This window comes from Methylomonas albis, from assembly GCF_014850955.1.
GTDB lineage: Bacteria > Pseudomonadota > Gammaproteobacteria > Methylococcales > Methylomonadaceae > Methylomonas > Methylomonas albis.
Map to the genome: position 1 here is coordinate 5,098,348 of NZ_JACXSS010000001.1, position 19,477 is coordinate 5,117,824.

General features: G+C 49.6%; 19 protein-coding genes. 1 reads left to right on the forward strand and 18 read right to left on the reverse strand.

From position 1 onward, the window contains the following. Positions 1–159 precede the first annotated feature (159 nt). The gene (locus tag EBA_RS23040; protein ID WP_192372263.1) at positions 160–1,389 is read left to right on the forward strand and encodes an IS256 family transposase; all 1,230 of its coding nucleotides are present in this window, start codon (positions 160–162) and stop codon (positions 1,387–1,389) included. A gap of 324 nt (positions 1,390–1,713) precedes the next feature. On the opposite strand, the gene EBA_RS23045 is transcribed toward EBA_RS23040, so the two are convergent. From EBA_RS23045 to mnmG, 18 genes are all read right to left on the reverse strand, one after another. Further along, positions 1,714–2,184, reverse strand: a complete 471-nt coding sequence (locus tag EBA_RS23045) for a hypothetical protein (protein WP_026602682.1) — start codon at positions 2,182–2,184, stop codon at positions 1,714–1,716. Between the two features lie 387 nt (positions 2,185–2,571). After that, complete coding sequence (locus tag EBA_RS23050) at positions 2,572–4,086, reverse strand: TIR domain-containing protein (protein ID WP_192376907.1); 1,515 nt, start codon at positions 4,084–4,086, stop codon at positions 2,572–2,574. A 364-nt stretch (positions 4,087–4,450) separates the two neighbouring features. Continuing rightward, a complete protein-coding gene (locus EBA_RS23055; protein ID WP_192377396.1) occupies positions 4,451–4,588 on the reverse strand; it encodes a hypothetical protein in 138 nt (45 codons plus the stop codon). 260 nt (positions 4,589–4,848) lie between these two features. After that, positions 4,849–6,678 (reverse strand): glutamine--fructose-6-phosphate transaminase (isomerizing), encoded by a 1,830-nt coding sequence (gene glmS, locus EBA_RS23060; protein ID WP_192376908.1) that lies wholly within the window; start codon positions 6,676–6,678, stop codon positions 4,849–4,851. A gap of 1 nt (position 6,679) precedes the next feature. After that, entirely contained in the window at positions 6,680–8,101 is a 1,422-nt protein-coding gene (gene glmU / locus EBA_RS23065; RefSeq protein ID WP_192376909.1) for a bifunctional UDP-N-acetylglucosamine diphosphorylase/glucosamine-1-phosphate N-acetyltransferase GlmU, read from the reverse strand. Between the two features lie 72 nt (positions 8,102–8,173). Continuing rightward, complete coding sequence (locus EBA_RS23070; RefSeq protein ID WP_192376910.1) at positions 8,174–8,596, reverse strand: F0F1 ATP synthase subunit epsilon; 423 nt, start codon at positions 8,594–8,596, stop codon at positions 8,174–8,176. 24 nt (positions 8,597–8,620) lie between these two features. Beyond that, entirely contained in the window at positions 8,621–9,994 is a 1,374-nt protein-coding gene (gene atpD / locus EBA_RS23075; RefSeq protein ID WP_192376911.1) for a F0F1 ATP synthase subunit beta, read from the reverse strand. A 42-nt stretch (positions 9,995–10,036) separates the two neighbouring features. Further along, positions 10,037–10,900, reverse strand: coding sequence for a F0F1 ATP synthase subunit gamma (gene atpG / locus EBA_RS23080; RefSeq protein WP_192376912.1), 864 nt, complete (start codon positions 10,898–10,900; stop codon positions 10,037–10,039). Positions 10,901–10,911: 11 nt separating this feature from the next. Continuing rightward, a complete protein-coding gene (gene atpA, locus EBA_RS23085; protein ID WP_192376913.1) occupies positions 10,912–12,453 on the reverse strand; it encodes a F0F1 ATP synthase subunit alpha in 1,542 nt (513 codons plus the stop codon). Between the two features lie 22 nt (positions 12,454–12,475). Further along, positions 12,476–13,006 carry a F0F1 ATP synthase subunit delta gene (locus EBA_RS23090; RefSeq protein WP_192376914.1) on the reverse strand — a complete coding sequence of 177 codons (531 nt, stop codon included), beginning with the start codon at positions 13,004–13,006 and terminating at the stop codon, positions 12,476–12,478. 3 nt (positions 13,007–13,009) lie between these two features. After that, positions 13,010–13,483 (reverse strand): F0F1 ATP synthase subunit B, encoded by a 474-nt coding sequence (locus tag EBA_RS23095; protein ID WP_192376915.1) that lies wholly within the window; start codon positions 13,481–13,483, stop codon positions 13,010–13,012. Positions 13,484–13,567: 84 nt separating this feature from the next. After that, entirely contained in the window at positions 13,568–13,852 is a 285-nt protein-coding gene (gene atpE / locus EBA_RS23100; RefSeq protein ID WP_020484117.1) for a F0F1 ATP synthase subunit C, read from the reverse strand. Between the two features lie 42 nt (positions 13,853–13,894). Beyond that, entirely contained in the window at positions 13,895–14,659 is a 765-nt protein-coding gene (gene atpB, locus EBA_RS23105) for a F0F1 ATP synthase subunit A (RefSeq protein ID WP_026147085.1), read from the reverse strand. A gap of 18 nt (positions 14,660–14,677) precedes the next feature. Next, entirely contained in the window at positions 14,678–15,046 is a 369-nt protein-coding gene (locus EBA_RS23110; protein WP_192376916.1) for an ATP synthase subunit I, read from the reverse strand. A gap of 310 nt (positions 15,047–15,356) precedes the next feature. Further along, positions 15,357–16,205: a ParB/RepB/Spo0J family partition protein gene (locus tag EBA_RS23115; RefSeq protein ID WP_192376917.1), complete on the reverse strand. Its 849-nt coding sequence runs from the start codon at positions 16,203–16,205 to the stop codon at positions 15,357–15,359. Beyond that, the gene (locus EBA_RS23120) at positions 16,202–16,978 is read right to left on the reverse strand and encodes a ParA family protein (protein WP_020484113.1); all 777 of its coding nucleotides are present in this window, start codon (positions 16,976–16,978) and stop codon (positions 16,202–16,204) included. Before EBA_RS23120 ends, EBA_RS23115 begins: the two co-directional genes overlap by 4 nt. After that, complete coding sequence (gene rsmG / locus EBA_RS23125) at positions 16,971–17,597, reverse strand: 16S rRNA (guanine(527)-N(7))-methyltransferase RsmG (RefSeq protein ID WP_192376918.1); 627 nt, start codon at positions 17,595–17,597, stop codon at positions 16,971–16,973. The genes EBA_RS23120 and rsmG overlap by 8 nt, the downstream gene beginning before the upstream one ends. Continuing rightward, the gene (mnmG, locus tag EBA_RS23130) at positions 17,597–19,465 is read right to left on the reverse strand and encodes a tRNA uridine-5-carboxymethylaminomethyl(34) synthesis enzyme MnmG (RefSeq protein ID WP_229427862.1); all 1,869 of its coding nucleotides are present in this window, start codon (positions 19,463–19,465) and stop codon (positions 17,597–17,599) included. The genes rsmG and mnmG overlap by 1 nt, the downstream gene beginning before the upstream one ends. Positions 19,466–19,477: the final 12 nt, after the last annotated feature.

The window sequence follows — 19,477 nt, forward strand, 5'->3', positions numbered from 1 at the left end:
TGAATGGTAATTTGTTTGGCGTTGCCGCGACTTTGTTCTTGCGCGCAAGGTCAAGTAGGCTTGGGTTTGAACCAAATTGGCGTACCGAATGAGGGTGTAAGAATTTTTGTGTAAACGGCCATGAGGTAGGAAACTACCGATCCTGAAGAGGATGAAAAAATGACCGTATCACCCAAAGCCATTCCTGATGAATTACTCGATGCCTTGATGTCGAACTATCAAACACCCGAAGACCTGATCGGTGCCAATGGACTGTTAAAGCAGTTGACCAAAGCCATTGTCGAACGCGCCCTGGAAGCGGAAATGACCGCGCATTTGGGCCACGGCAAGCATGAGGCGGTGACCAACGCCAATAGCAATGCCCGTAACGGCAAGAGCCGGAAAACGCTCAAAGGCGACTTCGGCGACTTACCCATCGAGATTCCCCGTGACCGTCATGGCGAATTCGAACCCCAGATTATCGCCAAGCATCAACGGCGCTGGACGGGCTTCGACGACAAGATCATCTCGTTGTACGCCCGCGGCCTGACGGTACGGGAAATCCAGGCCCATCTATTGGAGATCTATCACACGGAGGTGTCGCCCACCTTGATTTCCTCGGTGACCGACGCGGTCCTTGAGGAGGTGAGCGCCTGGCAAACCCGTCCGCTGGATCCGATTTACCCCATCGTCTACCTCGACTGCCTACACACCAAAGTGCGGGACAGTGGCAGTGTGCGGATCAAGGCGGTCTATCTGGCTATTGGTGTCAATCTGGACGGACACAAAGAGGTGCTGGGGCTATGGATTGCCCAAAGCGAAGGCGCCAAATTTTGGCTGCAAGTGGTCACCGAGCTCAAGAACCGTGGCGTCAACGACATTTTTATCGCCTGTGTCGACGGTCTAAAGGGGTTTCCGGAAGCGATCGAAACCGTGTTTCCCAAAGCCACTGTGCAGTTGTGCATCGTGCACTTGGTCCGTAACAGCCTTAACTACGTCAGCTACAAAAGGCGCCAGTCGGTCGCCGACGACCTCAAGCGTATCTATCAAGCCGCTACCGTCAGGGAAGCCGAACAAAAACTGGCCGAATTCGAGGCCAACTGGCACGAAGCCTATCCCACCATTGCCCCGATCTGGCGACGAAACTGGGACCGTATCATCCCGTTTTTCGACTATCCGCCCGAGATTCGCAAGGTGATCTACACCACTAATACCATCGAATCGGTGAACCGAAGCCTGAGAAAAATCATAAAAAATCGCGCGATCTTCCCCAGCGATGACGCATTATCCAAGTTGCTCTATCTGGCATTGAAGAATATCAGCCAAAAGTGGACCATGCCCGTCTATGACTGGAAAGCCGCATTAAACCGGTTTAGTATTCAGTTCGAAGACCGAATCCCTAACCGATAACTTAAACCCGTTTACACAAAATTCGGGACACCCTCACCCGACTTTTTACCTGGCGCGCAAAGCTATATTGGCTGGCAATTAAAGCGATTTGCTATGGGCAAGGACTGTTTTCGCTTGCGCGCTAACATAGGTAAGTTTGCGATTGCAGCTATTCGCCTTGCGAGCATGGCTTTTTGGCTTGCCGGCATGCCACATTGCTTATCGGTTAAGGCTAAAAGGCATTAGGGAAGGGCAAAAAGCCTGGGATTGGTAGTATTGAAGCTCGGCGGTATAGCCTTGCGGTCGGCCGTCCCCCGCAGCCGGTTGCAAACTCCGCCGTCAAGCTTAGCCGGCGGCTGGTTCGACTTTGCTCTTGGCGCCACGATTGAAACGTACCGCCATCGCTTGCCGCAGCGTTTCCAGCGCCGCGCCTTTACCGGCGATTTTTAAAGAAGCGTAGGCGTCCAGGCAAAAGCTGTAAATGTCGCTGCCCAGCGCCATGTCGGTATCGTCGCCGCGCGCCTGCAAATCACGTAACCGATGCAAGCGTGGGCGGAGTTGGTCGAGGCTGGTCATGTCCGCTTGCGCCTCGGGCATGTTCAGATTGGGCGGAATCGCCTGAGCATTTTGTGCGGCCAGCAGCATCGTCTGCCGGCAGAACGCTTCGGTTTTATCGCCCATCTTCAAAATATTGCGACGCTGGTCGGGCGACAGCGACGCAAAGCCGACAAAATGGGTTTCCAAGGTATTCAAAGCCGCGTCGATCTCTGCCAACGCCGCGTCGCTGAAAGTTAACGATAACAAATTCTGACTCATCTCAATCTCCTGCAAAGTTGCCGAATACGCGAACCGGCAGCGCCTGTCCGCAGAGAAAAAGCGTAGGCTATTTTTCTAAAAAGGAGTGATTTTATATGTTAGATATGAGCTTATTTTATTTGATCAGGTGCGTAGCCTGGATGAAGCGAAGCGGAATCCGGGATTGAGATTTAACTTTTATGGATGCTCTTGATTCAGGCCATACTTGCTGTGGCCTGAGAGGGAAGGCTTAAAGCGACCAAAACCGCCGGACGAATACAATAGCGCCAATGGCAATTGCCTAGCCAAAAGCAGGCATAGCGTGTAGCGAGTTTACGAACCGCACCAATCGCGAACGATGCGCTTCACGCTGTTCAGTACATCCTACGGTCCTACCGAGATGTTTTCTTAGCTATGTTCAATTTTCTCAATTAATGAATTAGCTAAATCGCTTGGTGAACATCTTCTTAGGTCTATATAGCCAACATTCGATGATAACCCAACTACTGAGACATCATCTAGCTTAACGGGTAACAAGTACGTTTCAGTACGCTTCCCCTTAGCCTCCTTGCCTATTTCAAATTCAAAATTTGTCCAGTCTTTTTCTGGATAATGATTTGATAGGAATATCACCATATATTGCGCGTCATTTGCATAAACATCAGCCAACTTTATTCTGAGATCGGTGCCCCATAATTGATGTTGAACGTCAAAATCGTAAAACACGGTGTATCCCGATTCATTCAAGATATCCTTGAATTCTTCCACAATGGCTCTATCTTCTCCAGCAAATGAAACGGCAACATCCCAAGGATAACCGGTACGTCTTAATTTGATAGATTGTCCAATTTCATCAAGGTCAATCAAGCTAAGATATAATCCGAAAGAAGGATCCTCTATAGAAATACTTTCTGAATTACGATTTACGTAGACAGCATCATCAAGGCCACGTTCTTCAATAACGGACGGCAAATATTTAATACAATTATGAAAAGATGTGGTTTTCTTTGCTTTTTCTTTGGCGTCCTCTATAGGAGCTAACAATCTTTGTTGAATTTCTTGGAAATGAATTTCTCCTTTTCCAATAATTGCAATTATTTTAATTATGTCGAAATAAGTATTGTGAACTGATCTGGCTTGCTGCTTACCTTTGCACAACCCTACGAGTTTATTGTGATACTTCCCTTTGTAAATTCTTAGCACACCGTCCTTAATTTCATTCATTTGGCATGAAATTTCAATTAATTCATTTTGTGTTTTTAGTACATTATTTCGGATGCACGCAACCCTGCAAATAACCTGAATTGCAGACGGAATACCATCTGAAGCCCTAACAAATTGTGCGCGCGAATCTTCAGAAATTTTTATATATAAATGCTTTTCTCCTAGAGAAATAACTTTTTCACAAAAGTCGTCGCTTTGACGCTTCATTTCATAAACATCATTCCGAATCCCAAGCTCTGAATCTATATCCAGCATTTTCTTACTGGAACTAGCGATACCTATTACCAAAAAGCGAACACCTTGTTCATGCCAACGTTTTAACTTGTAGCCAATTTCGTTTCTTACATCATCGTGAAGATGATGAAAATCATCTACAACAACAATGCCTGCAGCCTGCAAACAAATCAGTATCTCATTCTCTTCACAGGAGAATTCTTTGCTAAATAACTCGGAGGCAGAATGTGCATTAGAATGATCCCTTCCTGATATCCAATGTGTATTCCCTGGACCAAACCCGGCTTCATCAAGTGATTTTTTTGCTAAAGTGGTTTTTCCACAGCCCGATGGGCCACTTAGAGTTACATGTTTACCACTAGTAACCAGAGAACCAACTATGTCTCTAAACTCTTTAGGTTCAACGAAAGTAAGTACAGGTATTTCACTTTCATTAAATACCTCTGAAACACTATATATATCCATTTAATGTTTTGCCTGGGTTTGTATTTGCAAATCCAAAATTAGTTTCCTTTCACCATTCTACAATGGATGGCATAGGATTTTCACATATGTCTGCTGTTTGTCGTTAAAGCGCCAAAGACAATTCACAATGACTGTCGTTTTTGGGTCAATATCGCTCTTCCCTTAATCTCCGTAACACACGAATCTCGAACATAACTAAACCGCTACAAATCGAAAAAAAGGGTTTGCCGAACCCGACATACCCTTAAATTCACCCCTTACACCCGCGAAATCCATTCCGCCAAATTACCCGCTATTCCACCGTCACCGACTTGGCTAGGTTCCTGGGCTGATCGAAATCGGTGCCTTTGAGCACGGCGACGTGCTAGGACAGCAATTGCAACGGGACGGTGTAGACGATAGGCGAGATGATGTTGGCAACGCTGGGCATTTTGACGATTTGCACGTTTTCGTCGCTGCTTTCCGCCAGGGCCGTAGGGTGGATAAGCGAAGCGCCATCCACCTATTTAAACCTCTTCTATTCCATGATGGCTGACGCTTCGCTTATCCACCCTACAACTTTCGTTATTTGAATATCAAACCGGCGTGCCGGATTAAATACACTAATTTTCGCTCGGGGCCGATCTGTCCTCCCGTTCATCGGGCAATTCAAAACACAACGATCAGATCATAATTAATAAAAAAGGGTTTGCCGAACCCAAGCTCGACAAACCCTTAACTTCCAACCTCAACGCCTCGGAATCCGTTCCGCCAATTTAACCGCTATTCCACCGTGACCGACTTGGCTAGGTTCCGTGGCTGGTCTACGTCGGTGCCTTTCAGCACGGCGACGTGGTAGGACAGCAATTGCAGCGGGACGGTGTAGACGATAGGCGAGATGATGTTGGCGACGCTGGGCATTTTGACGATTTGCACGTTTTCGTCGCTACTTTCCGCCAGTTCTTCATCCATGAACACGATCAATTGGCCGCCACGGGCGCTGACTTCCTGGATGTTGGATTTCAGTTTTTCCAGCAGGTTGTTGTTGGGCGCGACTGTTACCACCGGCATTTCCGCGTCGATCAAAGCCAGCGGGCCGTGCTTCAACTCGCCAGCGGGGTAGGCTTCGGCGTGGATGTAGGAAATCTCCTTCAGCTTCAATGCGCCTTCCATCGCAATCGGGTAATGGGTGCCACGACCGAGGAAGAGCGCGTTGTGTTTGTCGGCAAAGCGCTGCGACAACAGTTCGATAGCATTATCCAGTTTCAGCACTTTTTCGATGTTGCCGGGCAGACCGAACAACTCGGAGACAATTTGTTCTTCCGTTTCCTTGGTCAAGGCAAAGCGGCGGCCGACGGCGATGATCAACATCAGCAAGGCTACCAACTGGGTGGTGAAGGCTTTGGTCGAGGCAACACCGATTTCCGGGCCGGCGCGGGTCATCATAACCAGATCGGATTCGCGGACCAGCGAGCTTTCCGGAGCGTTGCAAATCACTAAAGAGTGTTTGACACCCAGGCGTTTAGCTTCCAACAAGGCCGCCAGTGTGTCGGCGGTTTCACCGGATTGGGAAATCGTGACGACCAGTGTGTCGGGCGAAATCACCGGATTACGGTAACGGAATTCGCTAGCCACTTCGATAGCGCACGGCACCCTAGCAAGTTTTTCGAACCAGTAACGCGCCACCAAACCGGAATGGTAGCTGGTGCCGCAAGCCAGAATTTGTACCGATTTGATTTGATCGAATACTTCGGCTGCATTGTGGCCGAAGGCGTTGTCTTGCAAGCGGTTGTCGATGAAACGGCCTTCCAGGGTTTCGGACACCGCCCAGGCTTGCTCGTAAATTTCCTTGAGCATGTAGTGGCGGTATTTGCCTTTGTCGACCGAATCGGCTTTTAATTGGCTTTCGACAATAGGGCGTTCGACGCGGCGATCATGCTCGTCGTAAATGACCAGGCTATCGATTTTCAATTCGGCGATGTCGCCATCTTCCAGAAAAATGAAGCGCTGTGTCACCGGCAAAAGAGCGGCAACATCAGACGCAATAAAATACTCACCGATGCCGACACCAATCACCAACGGACTACCTTTACGGCAGGCAATCAATGTATCCGGGCTGTCGATGTGGATCACGCCCAGCGCGTAGGCACCCTGCAAGGTCGCGACTGAGGCTTTTACCGCACCTAACAGGCTGTCGGTGGTTTGCAGCTCTTCGGCAATTTTATGCACGATGACTTCGGTATCGGTTTCGGAGGTAAATACGAAACCGTTCTGCTGCAGGGCCGTACGCAGATGGTCGTGATTTTCGATAATACCGTTATGCACCACCGCCACTTTATCGCGGCTGACATGGGGGTGGGCGTTTCGAGTGCTGGGTTTGCCGTGGGTGGCCCAGCGGGTGTGCGCGATACCGATAGTGCCTTCGATAGGATCGGCTGTGATTAATGCTTCCAGGCCTTTAACTTTGCCCAGCTCGCGTTTGCGGAATATCTCGCCTTGACTGACCACGGCCAGACCGGCCGAATCGTAGCCGCGATATTCCAGGCGTTTCAAGCCTTCCAGCAAAATCGGCACAACATTACGTTGTGCAATCCCGGCGACAATCCCACACATATTATTTCTCCGACTGACAGGGAGCTAAGGATTGCGGAGAATTGTCAGGAACAATCTCCGCCTGTTTAACCGGACGTTGCCAGGTCGGCACACTAAGCTGTTTGGTCCGGCTAAGGGTTAACTGGTTTTCCGGCGTATCTCGGGTGATGGTAGAGCCGGCACCAATGGTGGCGTTTTTACCTACCGTCACCGGTGCCACTAACTGCGTATCGGAGCCGATAAAGGCACCATCGCCGATAACGGTTTTAAATTTATTCACGCCGTCGTAGTTGCATGTAATGGTGCCGGCGCCGATATTGACTTTACTGCCCACTTCGCTATCGCCAATATAGCTTAAATGATTAATCTTGCTGCCTGCGGCAACGGTGGATTTTTTGATTTCCACGAAATTGCCGATATGTACGTGATCAGCCAATTCGGTCTGTGGACGCAGACGGGCGAATGGGCCAATTCGGCTACCGGTTCCGACTGAGGCATCTTCAATCACGCTGTTAGCGAAGATTTCAACATCGTTCCCGATGCTGGCGTTTTTAATCAAACAATTGGGACCGATTTTGACGTTGGAGCCGATGCGATTTATGCCCTCGAAGATTACGTTGACGTCCACATCTATGTCCTGACCAAGCTCGGCAAAACTGCCCCGCACATCCACGCGAGCCGGATCGCGGAGCGTGACGCCTTTTTCCATCAACGCTTGCGCTTGCTCCGATTGATAGACGCGCTCCAAATGCGCCAATTGGTTACGATTATTGACACCTAATACTTCATCCTGACTGCCGGCTTGGGTGGTTTCGACACTCAACCCGTCTTCCACAGCCATTTCGATAATATCGGTCAAATAGTATTCGTTTTGTGCGTTGTTATTGCTCAGTCTGGACAGCCATTGTTTCAACTGGCTGCCTTTGCAAGCCAGAATACCGGTGTTGCCTTCGCTGATTTGCAGTTCCACTTCGTTAGCGTCTTTTTGCTCGACTATTTTGACGACGGCGTGATCTTTATCGCGAACGATGCGGCCGTACCCGGTTGGGTCATCCAAATTAACGGTGAGCAAAGCCAAGGATGTTAGGCTGACTTTGTGCAATAGCGTCTGTATGGTTTTTTCTTTTAATAACGGTACATCTCCGTACAGAATCAATACGGTATCCGGATCGGCTACATGGTGAATCGCCTGCTGTACCGCATGTCCAGTGCCGAGTTGCTGTTTTTGCTCGATCCAGGTGGCATCCAAACTACTTAATGTTTGTTTGACAGTTTCGCCGCCATGACCGTAGATAACGAAAATCTGATTATTTTCCAGCGAGAGGCTGGTTTCGTAAACATGTTGCAACAGCGCTTTATTGGCGATTTCATGCAGTACTTTAGGCCGCGACGAACGCATTCTGGTGCCTTGGCCGGCTGCCAAGATGATGGTTTTAATCGACATTGCTATTCCTTAAAACAAAAAAAGCCCGATAACGAAACGTCATCGGGCTTATATTTTTACGCAATAAATGGTTTACGCACCACGTTTTCTTAATCTTTCCAAGGTTCTCAATTGATTTACGGCTTGGGCCAATTCGGCTTGCGCAATCGCGTAATCGATTTTACCCGATTTATCGCTTAGCATTTCTTCCGCTCTCGCTTTAGCGTGCAATGCTGCCGCTTCGTCGATGTCTTTTGCTCTGATCGCGGTATCCGCCAACACAGTTACCAAATGCGGCTGAACTTCCAAAAAGCCACCGGACACATAAAACGCCTGGAACTCTTTGTCGCTCAGCTTAACCCGCACTTCACCAGGCTTAAGCTTGGTGATTAACGGCGCATGGCGCGGTGCGATACCTACATCGCCCATTTCGGCCGGTGCAAAGACCATTTCAGCCAAGCCGGAAAATATTTCCTGCTCCGCGCTGACGATGTCCACATGAATTGTCATTGCCATGTCAAAACTCTCCTATGAGGTGGTTTACATGCCTTTGGCTTTTTCAATGGCTTCGTCGATTGTGCCGACCATGTAGAAAGCTTGTTCCGGAATACTATCGTACTCGCCGCTAATAATGCCTTTGAAGCCGGCAATGGTATCTTTCAAGGATACGTATTTGCCTGGCGAACCGGTAAAGACTTCGGCAACAAAGAACGGTTGTGACAAAAAGCGTTGAATTTTACGCGCTCTGGAAACGGTCAATTTGTCAACTTCCGACAATTCATCCATACCCAAGATAGCGATAATGTCGCGCAATTCTTTATAGCGTTGCAAAATACCTTGTACCGAACGGGCCACTTCGTAATGCTCTTGGCCGATTACCAAAGGATCAAGCTGACGGCTGCTGGAGTCCAGCGGATCGATAGCCGGATAAATACCCAGCTCGGCGATCTGCCGCGACAATACCACGGTCGCATCCAAGTGAGCGAAGGTAGTAGCAGGCGACGGGTCGGTCAAATCGTCAGCAGGTACGTATACCGCTTGGATCGAAGTGATAGAACCGGTTTTTGTAGAGGTAATCCGCTCCTGCAACACACCCATCTCTTCAGCCAGTGTAGGTTGGTAACCCACCGCAGAAGGCATACGACCCAACAGCGCCGATACTTCAGTACCTGCCAGGGTATAACGGTAAATGTTGTCGACGAAAAACAGTACGTCACGGCCTTCGTCACGGAAAAACTCCGCCATAGTCAAACCGGTTAACGCGACGCGCAAACGGTTTCCTGGTGGCTCGTTCATCTGACCGTAAACCAGCGACACTTTGTCGATAACGTTGGAATCGGTCATCTCGTGGTAGAAGTCGTTCCCTTCACGAGTCCGCTCACCCACGCCGGCAAATACCGAGAAACCACTGTGCTCAATCGCGATGTTACGGATCAACTCCATCATGTTGACGGTTTTGCCGACACCGGCACCGCCGAACAGACCGACTTTACCGCCTTTCGCGAAAGGGCAAACCAAGTCGATCACTTTGATACCGGTTTCCAACAATTCGTTGGCTGGTGCTTGCTCTTCGTATGAAGGTGCCTCGCGATGGATAGTCCATTTCTCTTTCTCACCGATAGGACCTTTTTCGTCGATAGCCTCGCCAAGGACATTCATGATGCGTCCCAGTGTCGCCTGACCGACCGGTACCTTGATCGCTTCGCCGGTGTTGCTGACTTCAATGCCTCGGCTCAAGCCATCGGTGGTGCCCATCGCAATGGTCCGGACTACGCCGTCGCCCAATTGCTGCTGAACTTCCAAAACCAGACCGCCCTTAACATTCAACGCATCATATACTCTCGGCAGGTTATCACGTGGAAACTCCACGTCTACGACCGCACCGATGATCTGAACGATTTTACCCAAACTCATTATGTCGTCCTCTTTTAAAATCTCTAAACTTGTCTTGATGCACTAAACAGCAGCGGCGCCGGCCACGATCTCGGAAATCTCTTGCGTAATTGCGGCTTGTCTGGCTTTGTTATAAACCAACTGCAATTCTTTAATGATATTCCCAGCGTTATCGGATGCGCTTTTCATTGCCACCATTCGGGCAGCCTGCTCGCAGGCGTTGTTTTCCACTAAACCTTGGAAAACCGCGGATTCCACATATCGGATCAATAAACTGTCCAATACTTCTTTAGCATCAGGTTCGTATAAGTAATCCCAGCGACCTTTGGACTCTTCACCTAAATCGCCCACAGCAACCGGCAGCAATTTTTGTACGACCGGTTTTTGCGTCATGGTGTTTACAAAGTCATTGCTGATCAAAAACAATTCATCAATCTCACCGGCAGTGAAAGCATCCAGCATGATCTTGATCGTGCCGATAATTTCGTTCTGATGCGGTGTATCGCCCAATTTTGAGACTTGCCCAATTAAATTGGCTTTGATCATGCTGAAAAAACCGGCGGCTTTGCTACCGATAGTACAAACGTCTACCGCGATCTGCTGACTTTGCCATTGCTGCATTTCGCCCAACACTTTTCGGAACAAGTTAGCATTCAGGCCACCGCACAAGCCTCTATCGGAGCTCACTACGATGATGCCGATGCGCTTGACTTCGCGTTCGATCAAAAAAGGATGCTTGTATTCGGGATTGGCATAAGCCAGATGTTTAATGATCTGGCCTATCTTTTTCGCGTAAGGCCTAGTGGCCTGCATTCTGTCTTTGGTTTTACGCATCTTGCTCGCCGCCACCATTTCCATGGCCCGAGTAATCTTCTGAGTGTTTTTAATACTCGCGATTTTGGTACGTATCTCTTTGCCAACAGCCATGTGCGGACCCTTTACCAGCTACCGGTCTTGACGAAACGTTCGATGGCACTGTGAATGCCTTTTTGAATCTCGTCGTTGTAGTCGCCTTTCTCGTTGATTTTAGCCATCAAAGCTGATTCGTCGGTATGCATAAAGTCCAGTAAAGCCGCTTCAAAATCGCGTACTTTATTAACTTCCAGGCTATCCAGGAATCCGGCATTAGCGGCATACAAGGAAACACTCATGTCCGCAACCTTCATAGGCGCGTATTGATTTTGTTTCATCAGTTCGGTAACGCGTTGTCCACGCTCGATTTGCTTACGTGTACTTTCATCCAGATCGGAAGCGAACTGAGCAAACGCCGCCAACTCGCGGAACTGCGCCAAATCCAGACGAATACCGCCGCCGAGCTTTTTGATGATCTTGGTTTGTGCTGCACCGCCAACCCGAGATACCGACAGACCGGCGTTAACCGCAGGACGAATACCTGAGTTGAACAGGCCGGTTTCCAGAAATATCTGGCCGTCGGTGATCGAAATCACGTTGGTCGGTACGAAAGCAGATACGTCGCCGCCTTGGGTTTCGATAATCGGCAACGCAGTCAATGAACCGGTTTTGCCTTTCACTTTACCGTTGGTCAGTTTTTCTACTTCAACCGCATTGATGCGAGCCGCACGTTCCAGCAAGCGCGAGTGAATGTAGAACACGTCGCCAGGATATGCTTCACGACCTGGAGGACGACGCAACAGCAATGAAATTTGGCGATACGCCCAAGCTTGCTTGGTCAAATCGTCATAGATAATCAGTGCGTCTTCGCCAATGTCACGGAAATATTCGCCCATTGAGCAACCGGTGTAAGGCGCAATAAATTGCAGCGCCGCCGATTCAGAAGCCGAAGCCACCACGATGATAGTGTGCTCCATCGCCCCGTGCTCTTCCAGTTTGCGAACCACGTTGGCAATAGAAGAACGCTTTTGACCGATAGCAACATAGATACATTTGATACCTGTACCTTTTTGATTGATGATCGCATCAATCGCAATCGCCGTCTTACCGGTCTGTCTGTCACCGATGATCAACTCACGTTGGCCGCGACCGACAGGAATCATCGAGTCTATCGCTTTCAAACCGATTTGCACCGGCTGATCAACTGATTGACGGGCGATAACGCCGGGGGCGATTTTTTCGATTGGAGAGCTTAATTTGGTTTCAATTGCGCCTTTGCCGTCGATTGGATTACCCAATGCGTCAACAACCCGACCCAACAACGCTTCGCCAACCGGCACTTCCAGAATTCTACCGGTACATTTAACGGTATCACCTTCGGTAATATGTTGGTAAGCACCGAGCATTACCACACCGACCGAGTCTCTTTCCAGGTTCAAAGCCATGCCGTAAGAGCCGCCAGGGAATTCCAGCATTTCGCCTTGCATTGCTTCCGACAGACCGTGAACCCGAACAATACCGTCGGTGACACTGACTACGGTGCCTTCGGTATGAGCCTCAATATGGGCGTCGAAGTTTTCGATCTTCTTTTTGATCAGATCACTTATTTCTGATGGATTTAATTGCATTTTATTTTTCCCGCTCTAACTCTTAAAGTCTTTTAGCTAATTGATGAAGCTGGCCTTTGATAGAACCGTCGATGACTTTATCGCCCGCTTTAGCGAGGATGCCACCAATTAACGATTTATCGACAGAAACGGATGCATTGACCTTTTTATTCAAAAGCTTCTCAAGCATGGTTACGTATTTACCTTGCTCGGCCTTTGTTAGCGAGTACGCGCTGTATAAATCAACATTGACGTAACCTTCATCATCCGCCTTGTACTGCTCGAACATCACCGCAATTTGCGGTAGCAAGGGCAGCTTGTCATTTTCTATCAACACTTTCAGAAGATTTTTGGCTTCTTCTTGAATCTGATCCTGGCAAATGTCCAGTATCAACTGTGCTGTGCGCAGTTTGCCAACCCGAGGATTTTTGACTATGGCAGCCAACGCCTCATCCTGAATGACCAAAGACAAAAACGTCAACGAATCGGACCATTGCTTGGACGCTCCAGTTTCCTTGGCGCGCTTGAAAGCTGCTTCCGCGTAAGGCCTTGCTAATGTCGATAACTCAGCCATTGCTTAACCCAATTGGTCCGCTGCTCTAGTCAGAATGTCTTGATGCTTGGCTTTGTCGATTTCTTCTTTCAAAATCTGTTCAGCTGCACGCAAAGCCAGTGAGGATACTTCTTTGCGCAAGCTCTCTTTAGCATGCAACATTTCCTGCTCTATCTGGGCTTTTGCTGCTTCAAGCAAACGCTCGCCTTCTTTTTTGGCTTGATCTTTCGACTCTTCAATCAGCTGATTGGCGCGTTTTTGCGCTACGCTGACGATTTCCGCCGATTGTTCTTTCGCTTCCTTCAGCAGGCCTTTGGCTTTTTTCTCAGCCAATTTAATTTCTTCCTGGCCTTTTTCGGCCGCAGCCAAACCTTCGGAAATTTTGGTTTTGCGCTCTTCCAGAGCGGCAATGATCGGTGGCCAGACATACTTCATGGTAAACCAAACCAGAAGTGTGAAAGTTATCATCTGCCCGATCAGAGTAGCATTGATGCTCATTGATGCTTTCCTCGTAATGCCGTTGTCATTCTATCGGTATGCGAATAGGGCTTAACCTATTCCTCTCAATCCGATAATTGCTAATTAACCCGCGACGGATTGAACGGCTGAAAGGAATGGGTTTGCGAAAGTCAACATCAGAGCCAGACCAACACCGATCATGGTTACCGCGTCAAGCAAGCCGGCGATGATGAACATTTTGACCTGCAACATAGGAACCAACTCAGGTTGGCGAGCAGCGCCTTCCAGGAATTTACCGCCCAGCAGACCAAAGCCGATAGCAGTACCGATTGCGCCCAAGCCCAAGATGATGCCAACGGCGATAACGGTGAAGCCTTGTACGTTGGCAATTAATGATGCGAGTTCCATAGTGTCTCCTAAATATTGATATGAAAGTTGAAAATAAAACTATTAGTGATCTTCGTGCGCTAAGCTCAAATAAACGATGGTCAACACCATGAATATAAAAGCCTGTAGAGTGATAACCAGAATATGAAATACAGCCCAAGGGAAGCCAAGTAATGGCTGGACGATAGGCGGCAGTAAGGCAATCAGAATAAATACCAACTCACCCGCATACAGGTTACCGAATAACCGCAAACCCAGCGAGATTGGTTTCGCCAATTCTTCAACTGTTTTAAGCAGTAGATTGAACGGCATCATTTTCGGACCAAATGGCGTGCAGGTCATTTCCTTGGCGAACCCCATCAATCCTTTAACCTTGATACTGTAGAAGAAGATCAGGAAAAACACGCTTATGGATAACGCGAAAGTACCGTTCAAGTCAGTACTAGGCACTACGCGCATGTACTCCATACCCATCAAACTACCAATCATCGGCAACAAATCCACCGGCAGCATATCCATCGCATTCCACATGAACACCCAGCAGAAAATCGTTAACGACAGCGGCGCGATCAAAGGACTACGACCGTGAAAACTGTCCTTAACCTGCGTATCGACAAACTCCACCAAGGTTTCCGCAATATTTTGTGCTAAACCAGGCACACCGGATGTCGCTCTTTCCGCCACTGTTTTGAAGAACAGTATGAACAATCCACCCAAAAAAGCGGAGAAAAACAAGGTATCCAGATGCAGTGTCCAAAATCCCTCACCCACCGACAACGGTGTCAAGTGATGGACTATATAACCGGTTGCGCCACCTTCAGTACTCATTTATCCTCGCAAAAAAAACTAATCACGCCACAAAAACAGCGCAAACCAAAAAACCGACAACACTGCGGTATAACCCACCATCAGCGTTAAGAAATCAACAGAGGGAATCTGTAAAACGATAGAAAACAGGGCTACCGTCAAAATTAACTTAACCGTTTCGCCTGCATAAAATGCATTGACGATACCCTGCGCGCCCAAATCCTTGGCCAGATAGATTTTGTAGGCAAAATACAGATTGGGCAGTATAGCCACAAACCCTCCTAGTAACGGAGACACTGCACTTTTCCAACCGCCCATCAATAAAAATCCCGACGCCACCAATGCAGCCATCAGGACTTGTCCAAAAACTACTTTTCTGACAGTAGAAAATTCATTTCTAGCTGCCATGTACTTCCCCTTTCGTCTTGAGCTGGGCGATTATATCCAGCCAGCACGCCTAAAGCAAGGTAAGCACTTCCGGGAATATCTCATTAGATTCGCCACCTTGTTGATTTGGCAAGACTATCCCGACAAAACCTTCGACCCATACTACGGACAGAGACTTTACTCCAAACCTTCCATCCCAACGCTTTTAGCAATACGCATGCCATTTCGTAACACACTGATTTTCTAAAATATTGCCAAACTCGACAATGTAGCAAAGCTGACAATATTAACTGTCGTGGCCGAAATACGACATTTGCCAGCACCGAAACGCTCAGTTGATTTTTTTTATGATGCCTTCCAGCTCTTCCAAGCTGGTGTAACTAAAAATCAATTTCCCCTTTCCGCTGCTCTGATGATTTATTTCCACCTTTGCACCAGTTCGTTCGCTCAAGTCTCGTTGCAGGCGCAAGGTATCCGGATCGACTTTTTTCACTGCCGCCGACTTATCTTCATGCTGCTCGCGCACCAGCTTTTCCACAGCTCTGACGGTCAAACCTTGCTTGACGGCTTTATTGGCAATTTCGACTTGCTTGGCTTCATCCAGCCCCAGCAATGCTCGGGCATGCCCCATTTCCAGCAAACCCTTGCCCAACATACCTTTCACTTCACTCGCCAGCTCTAGTAGGCGTAATAAATTAGTGATCGTGGTACGCGACTTGCCCACTGCTGTGGCGATCTGCTGATGGGTGAGTTCGAATTCCGCCTGCAACCGATGCAAGGCCTCGGCTTCTTCCAACGCATTCAAATCCTCGCGCTGAATGTTTTCGATCAAGGCTATCGCCATCACCGACCGGTCGTCGAGATCCTTTATCAGTACGGGTACATCTTGCAGCTCGGCCAACTGCGCGGCTCGCCAACGGCGCTCGCCAGCGATGATTTCGTATTTCTCGCCGTCTACTTTGCGGACGATGATCGGCTGGATAATACCTTGCGCGGCTATCGAATCCGACAACTCCTTTAGTTTTTCCGGATCCATGTCCTTACGCGGCTGATACTTCCCGCGCTGTAAAAACTCGATCGGCAAGCTTTGCGGGTCTTGAGGCTTATCCGGCACAGGCGCACTGACATCGCCCAACAATTCGCTTAAACCCCGGCCCAAACCGCGTTTTTTGTGCATCATTTTTTGGCCGCTTTTTCTTTTCTGATCATTTCGCCGGCCAGCGCGATGTATGCCATCGCGCCGCGCGAGGCTTTATCGTAAGCCAGTACCGGCACGCCGTGACTGGGTGCCTCGGCCAGGCGAATGTTTCTGGGAATAGTGGTTCTGAAGACTTTGTCTCCGAAATACTCGATTAACTGGTCGGAGACATCCTTGCCCAAACGGCTCCGACTATCGACCATGGTTCTCAATATGCCTTCCAGATACAAACCGGGATTGACGCTATCGCGAATGCTGCGCAAGGTGGACATCAATGAAGACAAGCCTTCCAGCGAATAATATTCGCACTGCATCGGAATCAACACGCTGTTGGCCGCCACCATCGCATTCAAGGTCAGCATATTCAAGGACGGCGGGCAGTCGATCAAGATGTAATCGTATTGATCTTTTATAGTCAGTAAAGCGTCGGCCAGACGGCGCTCGCGATGCTGCGCGCTCATCAATTGCACTTCGGCAGCGGTCAAATCTGCATTACCGGGAATCAAATCAAAACCCAGCTGCTTATTTTTTACGACTATCTCGGAAACCGGCACTTCCTCCAGCAGCAATTCGCAGCTGGAATACTCGATCTCTTCCTTATTGACGCCACAGCCCATCGCCGCATTGCCTTGCGGGTCCAGGTCGATTAACAACACCTTGCGCTTGGTAGCCGCCAACGCCGCCGCCAGATTGACGCTGGTAGTGGTTTTGCCGACTCCGCCTTTTTGGTTGGTAATCGCGATAATCTTAGCCATGCTTGGGTTTCTCCAGTCGAATCAGGCAGCGCTCGGCCGCTATGCCGGGCACCGTCAGCGGAATCACGCTGTATGTTTCGGCCAAGTCTATCAGCTCTTGCTCGGGCTGCTGACCTTTCATCGCCAGCAGCACGCCATCCTCCGCCAGCAAATGACCGGTCAATTGCAGAATATCCTGCATGCTGGCAAAAGCCCGACAAATCACCGTGGAAAATAAGACTTCCGGCTGCAACAGCTCAACGCGGCTATGTACCACTTCAACATTTTTCAGCTTTAACTCCAACACCGCCTGTTGTACGAAGCGGGTTTTCTTGGAGTTGGAATCGACCAAAGTGAAATGGCAATCCGGCAGACAGATCGCCAACGGAATACCCGGCAAGCCGGCACCGGTACCGATGTCCACAACGCGAGGGTTATTTAGATGCGGCAATATCGCCAAACTATCCAGGATATGCAAACTCACCATCTCCAATGGGTCGCGTACAGCCGTCAGGTTATAGGCTTTATTCCATTTGGCTATCAGCTTAATAAAGCGCAATAAAGCATCATTTCCGTGTTCGCCTACATCCAGCCCGAATGCTTTTAAGCCGAGCTCAAGCTTATCTCGACAGGCATCCATCAAGCGCTTTTCTTTTTCAGATGCACCAACAACAAAGAAATCGCCGCCGGGGTGATGCCGGGAATCCGTGAGGCCTGGCCCAGGGTTTCCGGGCGCTGCTTTTTCAGTTTTTCGCTGACTTCGTTGGACAAGCCCGACACCAGGCTGTAATCGACATTATCCGGCAATTTCAAATGCTCATAGCGCGCGGTGCGGTTGATTTCGGTTTGTTGGCGGTCGATGTAGCCGGCATATTTGGCTTGTATCGCCACCTGTTCGGCCACTTGCTCATCCACCTCGGCGTCGTCGCTGAAGCGCAGCAGATTCTCGACATCCACTTCCGGCCTGCGCAGCATTTCCATCAAGCTGGCTTCTTTCAATAATTTTTTGCCCCACAACTCTTCGGCCAGCGCCGCTTCGTCGGATTCGGTGCGTATCCATTTTTTCGCCAGCTTGCCTTGCAGATTGGCGATGGCTTCGCGCTTTTCTTCAAAGCGTTGCCAGCGCGCATCGTCAACCAAGCCCAGCTTGCGGCCTTGTTCGGTCAAACGCAAATCGGCATTGTCTTCACGCAGCTGCAAACGGTATTCGGCGCGACTCGTGAACATCCGGTACGGCTCGGCAGTGCCGCGGGTGATTAGGTCATCGATCATCACGCCAATGTAGGCTTCGTCGCGGCCCGGACACCAGCTTTCCAGGCCTTTGGCCAAGCGTGCCGCGTTTAAGCCGGCGATCAAGCCTTGTGCGGCGGCTTCTTCGTAACCTGTGGTGCCGTTGATCTGGCCGGCAAAGAACAAGGCGTTCATATGCTTGGTTTCCAGCGAGGTTTTTAAATCGCGCGGATCGAAAAAATCGTATTCAATGGCATAACCAGGGCGAACGATTTCCGCATTTTCAAAACCCAACATGGTGCGAATAAAGCGATACTGAATATCGAATGGCAAACTGGTGGAAATGCCGTTGGGGTAAACCTCATTGGTCGTCAAACCTTCCGGTTCGACGAAAATCTGATGCGAGTCGCGGTCGGAGAAGCGCACAACTTTATCCTCAATCGACGGACAGTAACGCGGACCGACACCTTCGATAATCCCGGAATACATTGGCGACCGGTCCAGACCGGAGCGAATGATGTCGTGGGTTTCTTGATTGGTGCGGGTGATATGGCAGCAAATTTGCCGCGGATGCTGTTCGCGGCTACCCATAAAGGAAAATACCGGCAGCGGGGTATCGCCGTGCTGTTCCTGCAATTTGCTGTAGTCGATGGTGCGGCCATCGATACGCGCCGGCGTGCCGGTTTTCAAACGACCAATTCGGAACGGCAGCTCACGCAAACGCTCGGCCAGGGCAATCGATGCCGCGTCGCCGGCCCGCCCGCCGCTGTAATTTTCCAAACCGATATGAATGCGGCCAGCCAAAAAGGTACCGGCAGTCAACACCACCGCTCGGGCGTTAAACTCCAGACCCATCTGAGTTTTCACACCCACCACGCTGTCGCCCTCAACCAGCAGGTCGGAAACAGTCTGCTGAAACAAAGCCAGATTGGGCTGATTTTCCAATGCGGTACGCACGGCTTGCTTATAAAGCATCCGGTCCGCCTGCGCCCGCGTCGCCCGCACTGCGGGGCCTTTGCTGGCATTCAGAATGCGGAACTGAATACCACCCTTATCGATGGCCTGTGCCATGATACCGCCCAGCGCATCTACTTCCTTGACCAGATGACCCTTGCCGATGCCACCTATCGCCGGGTTGCAGCTCATCTGCCCCAGGGTCTCAATGTTTTGCGATAACAACAGAGTTTGCGCACCAGAACGGGCAGCAGCCAAGGCTGCCTCAGTACCGGCATGACCACCGCCTACTACTATCACATCAAAGTCTTTCTGGAATTTCACAGGCATTCTATG

Coding starts and splice junctions, on each gene's coding strand:
- EBA_RS23115 (WP_192376917.1), bottom strand. CDS start 16,205: ATGATGCACAAAAAACGCGGTTTGGGCCGGGGTTTAAGCGAATTGTTG.
- atpB (WP_026147085.1), bottom strand. CDS start 14,659: ATGAGTACTGAAGGTGGCGCAACCGGTTATATAGTCCATCACTTGACA.
- glmS (WP_192376908.1), bottom strand. CDS start 6,678: ATGTGTGGGATTGTCGCCGGGATTGCACAACGTAATGTTGTGCCGATT.
- EBA_RS23040 (WP_192372263.1), top strand. CDS start 160: ATGACCGTATCACCCAAAGCCATTCCTGATGAATTACTCGATGCCTTG.
- EBA_RS23070 (WP_192376910.1), bottom strand. CDS start 8,596: ATGGCAATGACAATTCATGTGGACATCGTCAGCGCGGAGCAGGAAATA.
- EBA_RS23110 (WP_192376916.1), bottom strand. CDS start 15,046: ATGGCAGCTAGAAATGAATTTTCTACTGTCAGAAAAGTAGTTTTTGGA.
- atpD (WP_192376911.1), bottom strand. CDS start 9,994: ATGAGTTTGGGTAAAATCGTTCAGATCATCGGTGCGGTCGTAGACGTG.
- atpE (WP_020484117.1), bottom strand. CDS start 13,852: ATGGAACTCGCATCATTAATTGCCAACGTACAAGGCTTCACCGTTATC.
- EBA_RS23045 (WP_026602682.1), bottom strand. CDS start 2,184: ATGAGTCAGAATTTGTTATCGTTAACTTTCAGCGACGCGGCGTTGGCA.
- glmU (WP_192376909.1), bottom strand. CDS start 8,101: ATGTCGATTAAAACCATCATCTTGGCAGCCGGCCAAGGCACCAGAATG.
- EBA_RS23050 (WP_192376907.1), bottom strand. CDS start 4,086: ATGGATATATATAGTGTTTCAGAGGTATTTAATGAAAGTGAAATACCT.
- atpA (WP_192376913.1), bottom strand. CDS start 12,453: ATGCAATTAAATCCATCAGAAATAAGTGATCTGATCAAAAAGAAGATC.
- EBA_RS23095 (WP_192376915.1), bottom strand. CDS start 13,483: ATGAGCATCAATGCTACTCTGATCGGGCAGATGATAACTTTCACACTT.
- atpG (WP_192376912.1), bottom strand. CDS start 10,900: ATGGCTGTTGGCAAAGAGATACGTACCAAAATCGCGAGTATTAAAAAC.
- EBA_RS23120 (WP_020484113.1), bottom strand. CDS start 16,978: ATGGCTAAGATTATCGCGATTACCAACCAAAAAGGCGGAGTCGGCAAA.
- EBA_RS23090 (WP_192376914.1), bottom strand. CDS start 13,006: ATGGCTGAGTTATCGACATTAGCAAGGCCTTACGCGGAAGCAGCTTTC.
- rsmG (WP_192376918.1), bottom strand. CDS start 17,597: ATGGATGCCTGTCGAGATAAGCTTGAGCTCGGCTTAAAAGCATTCGGG.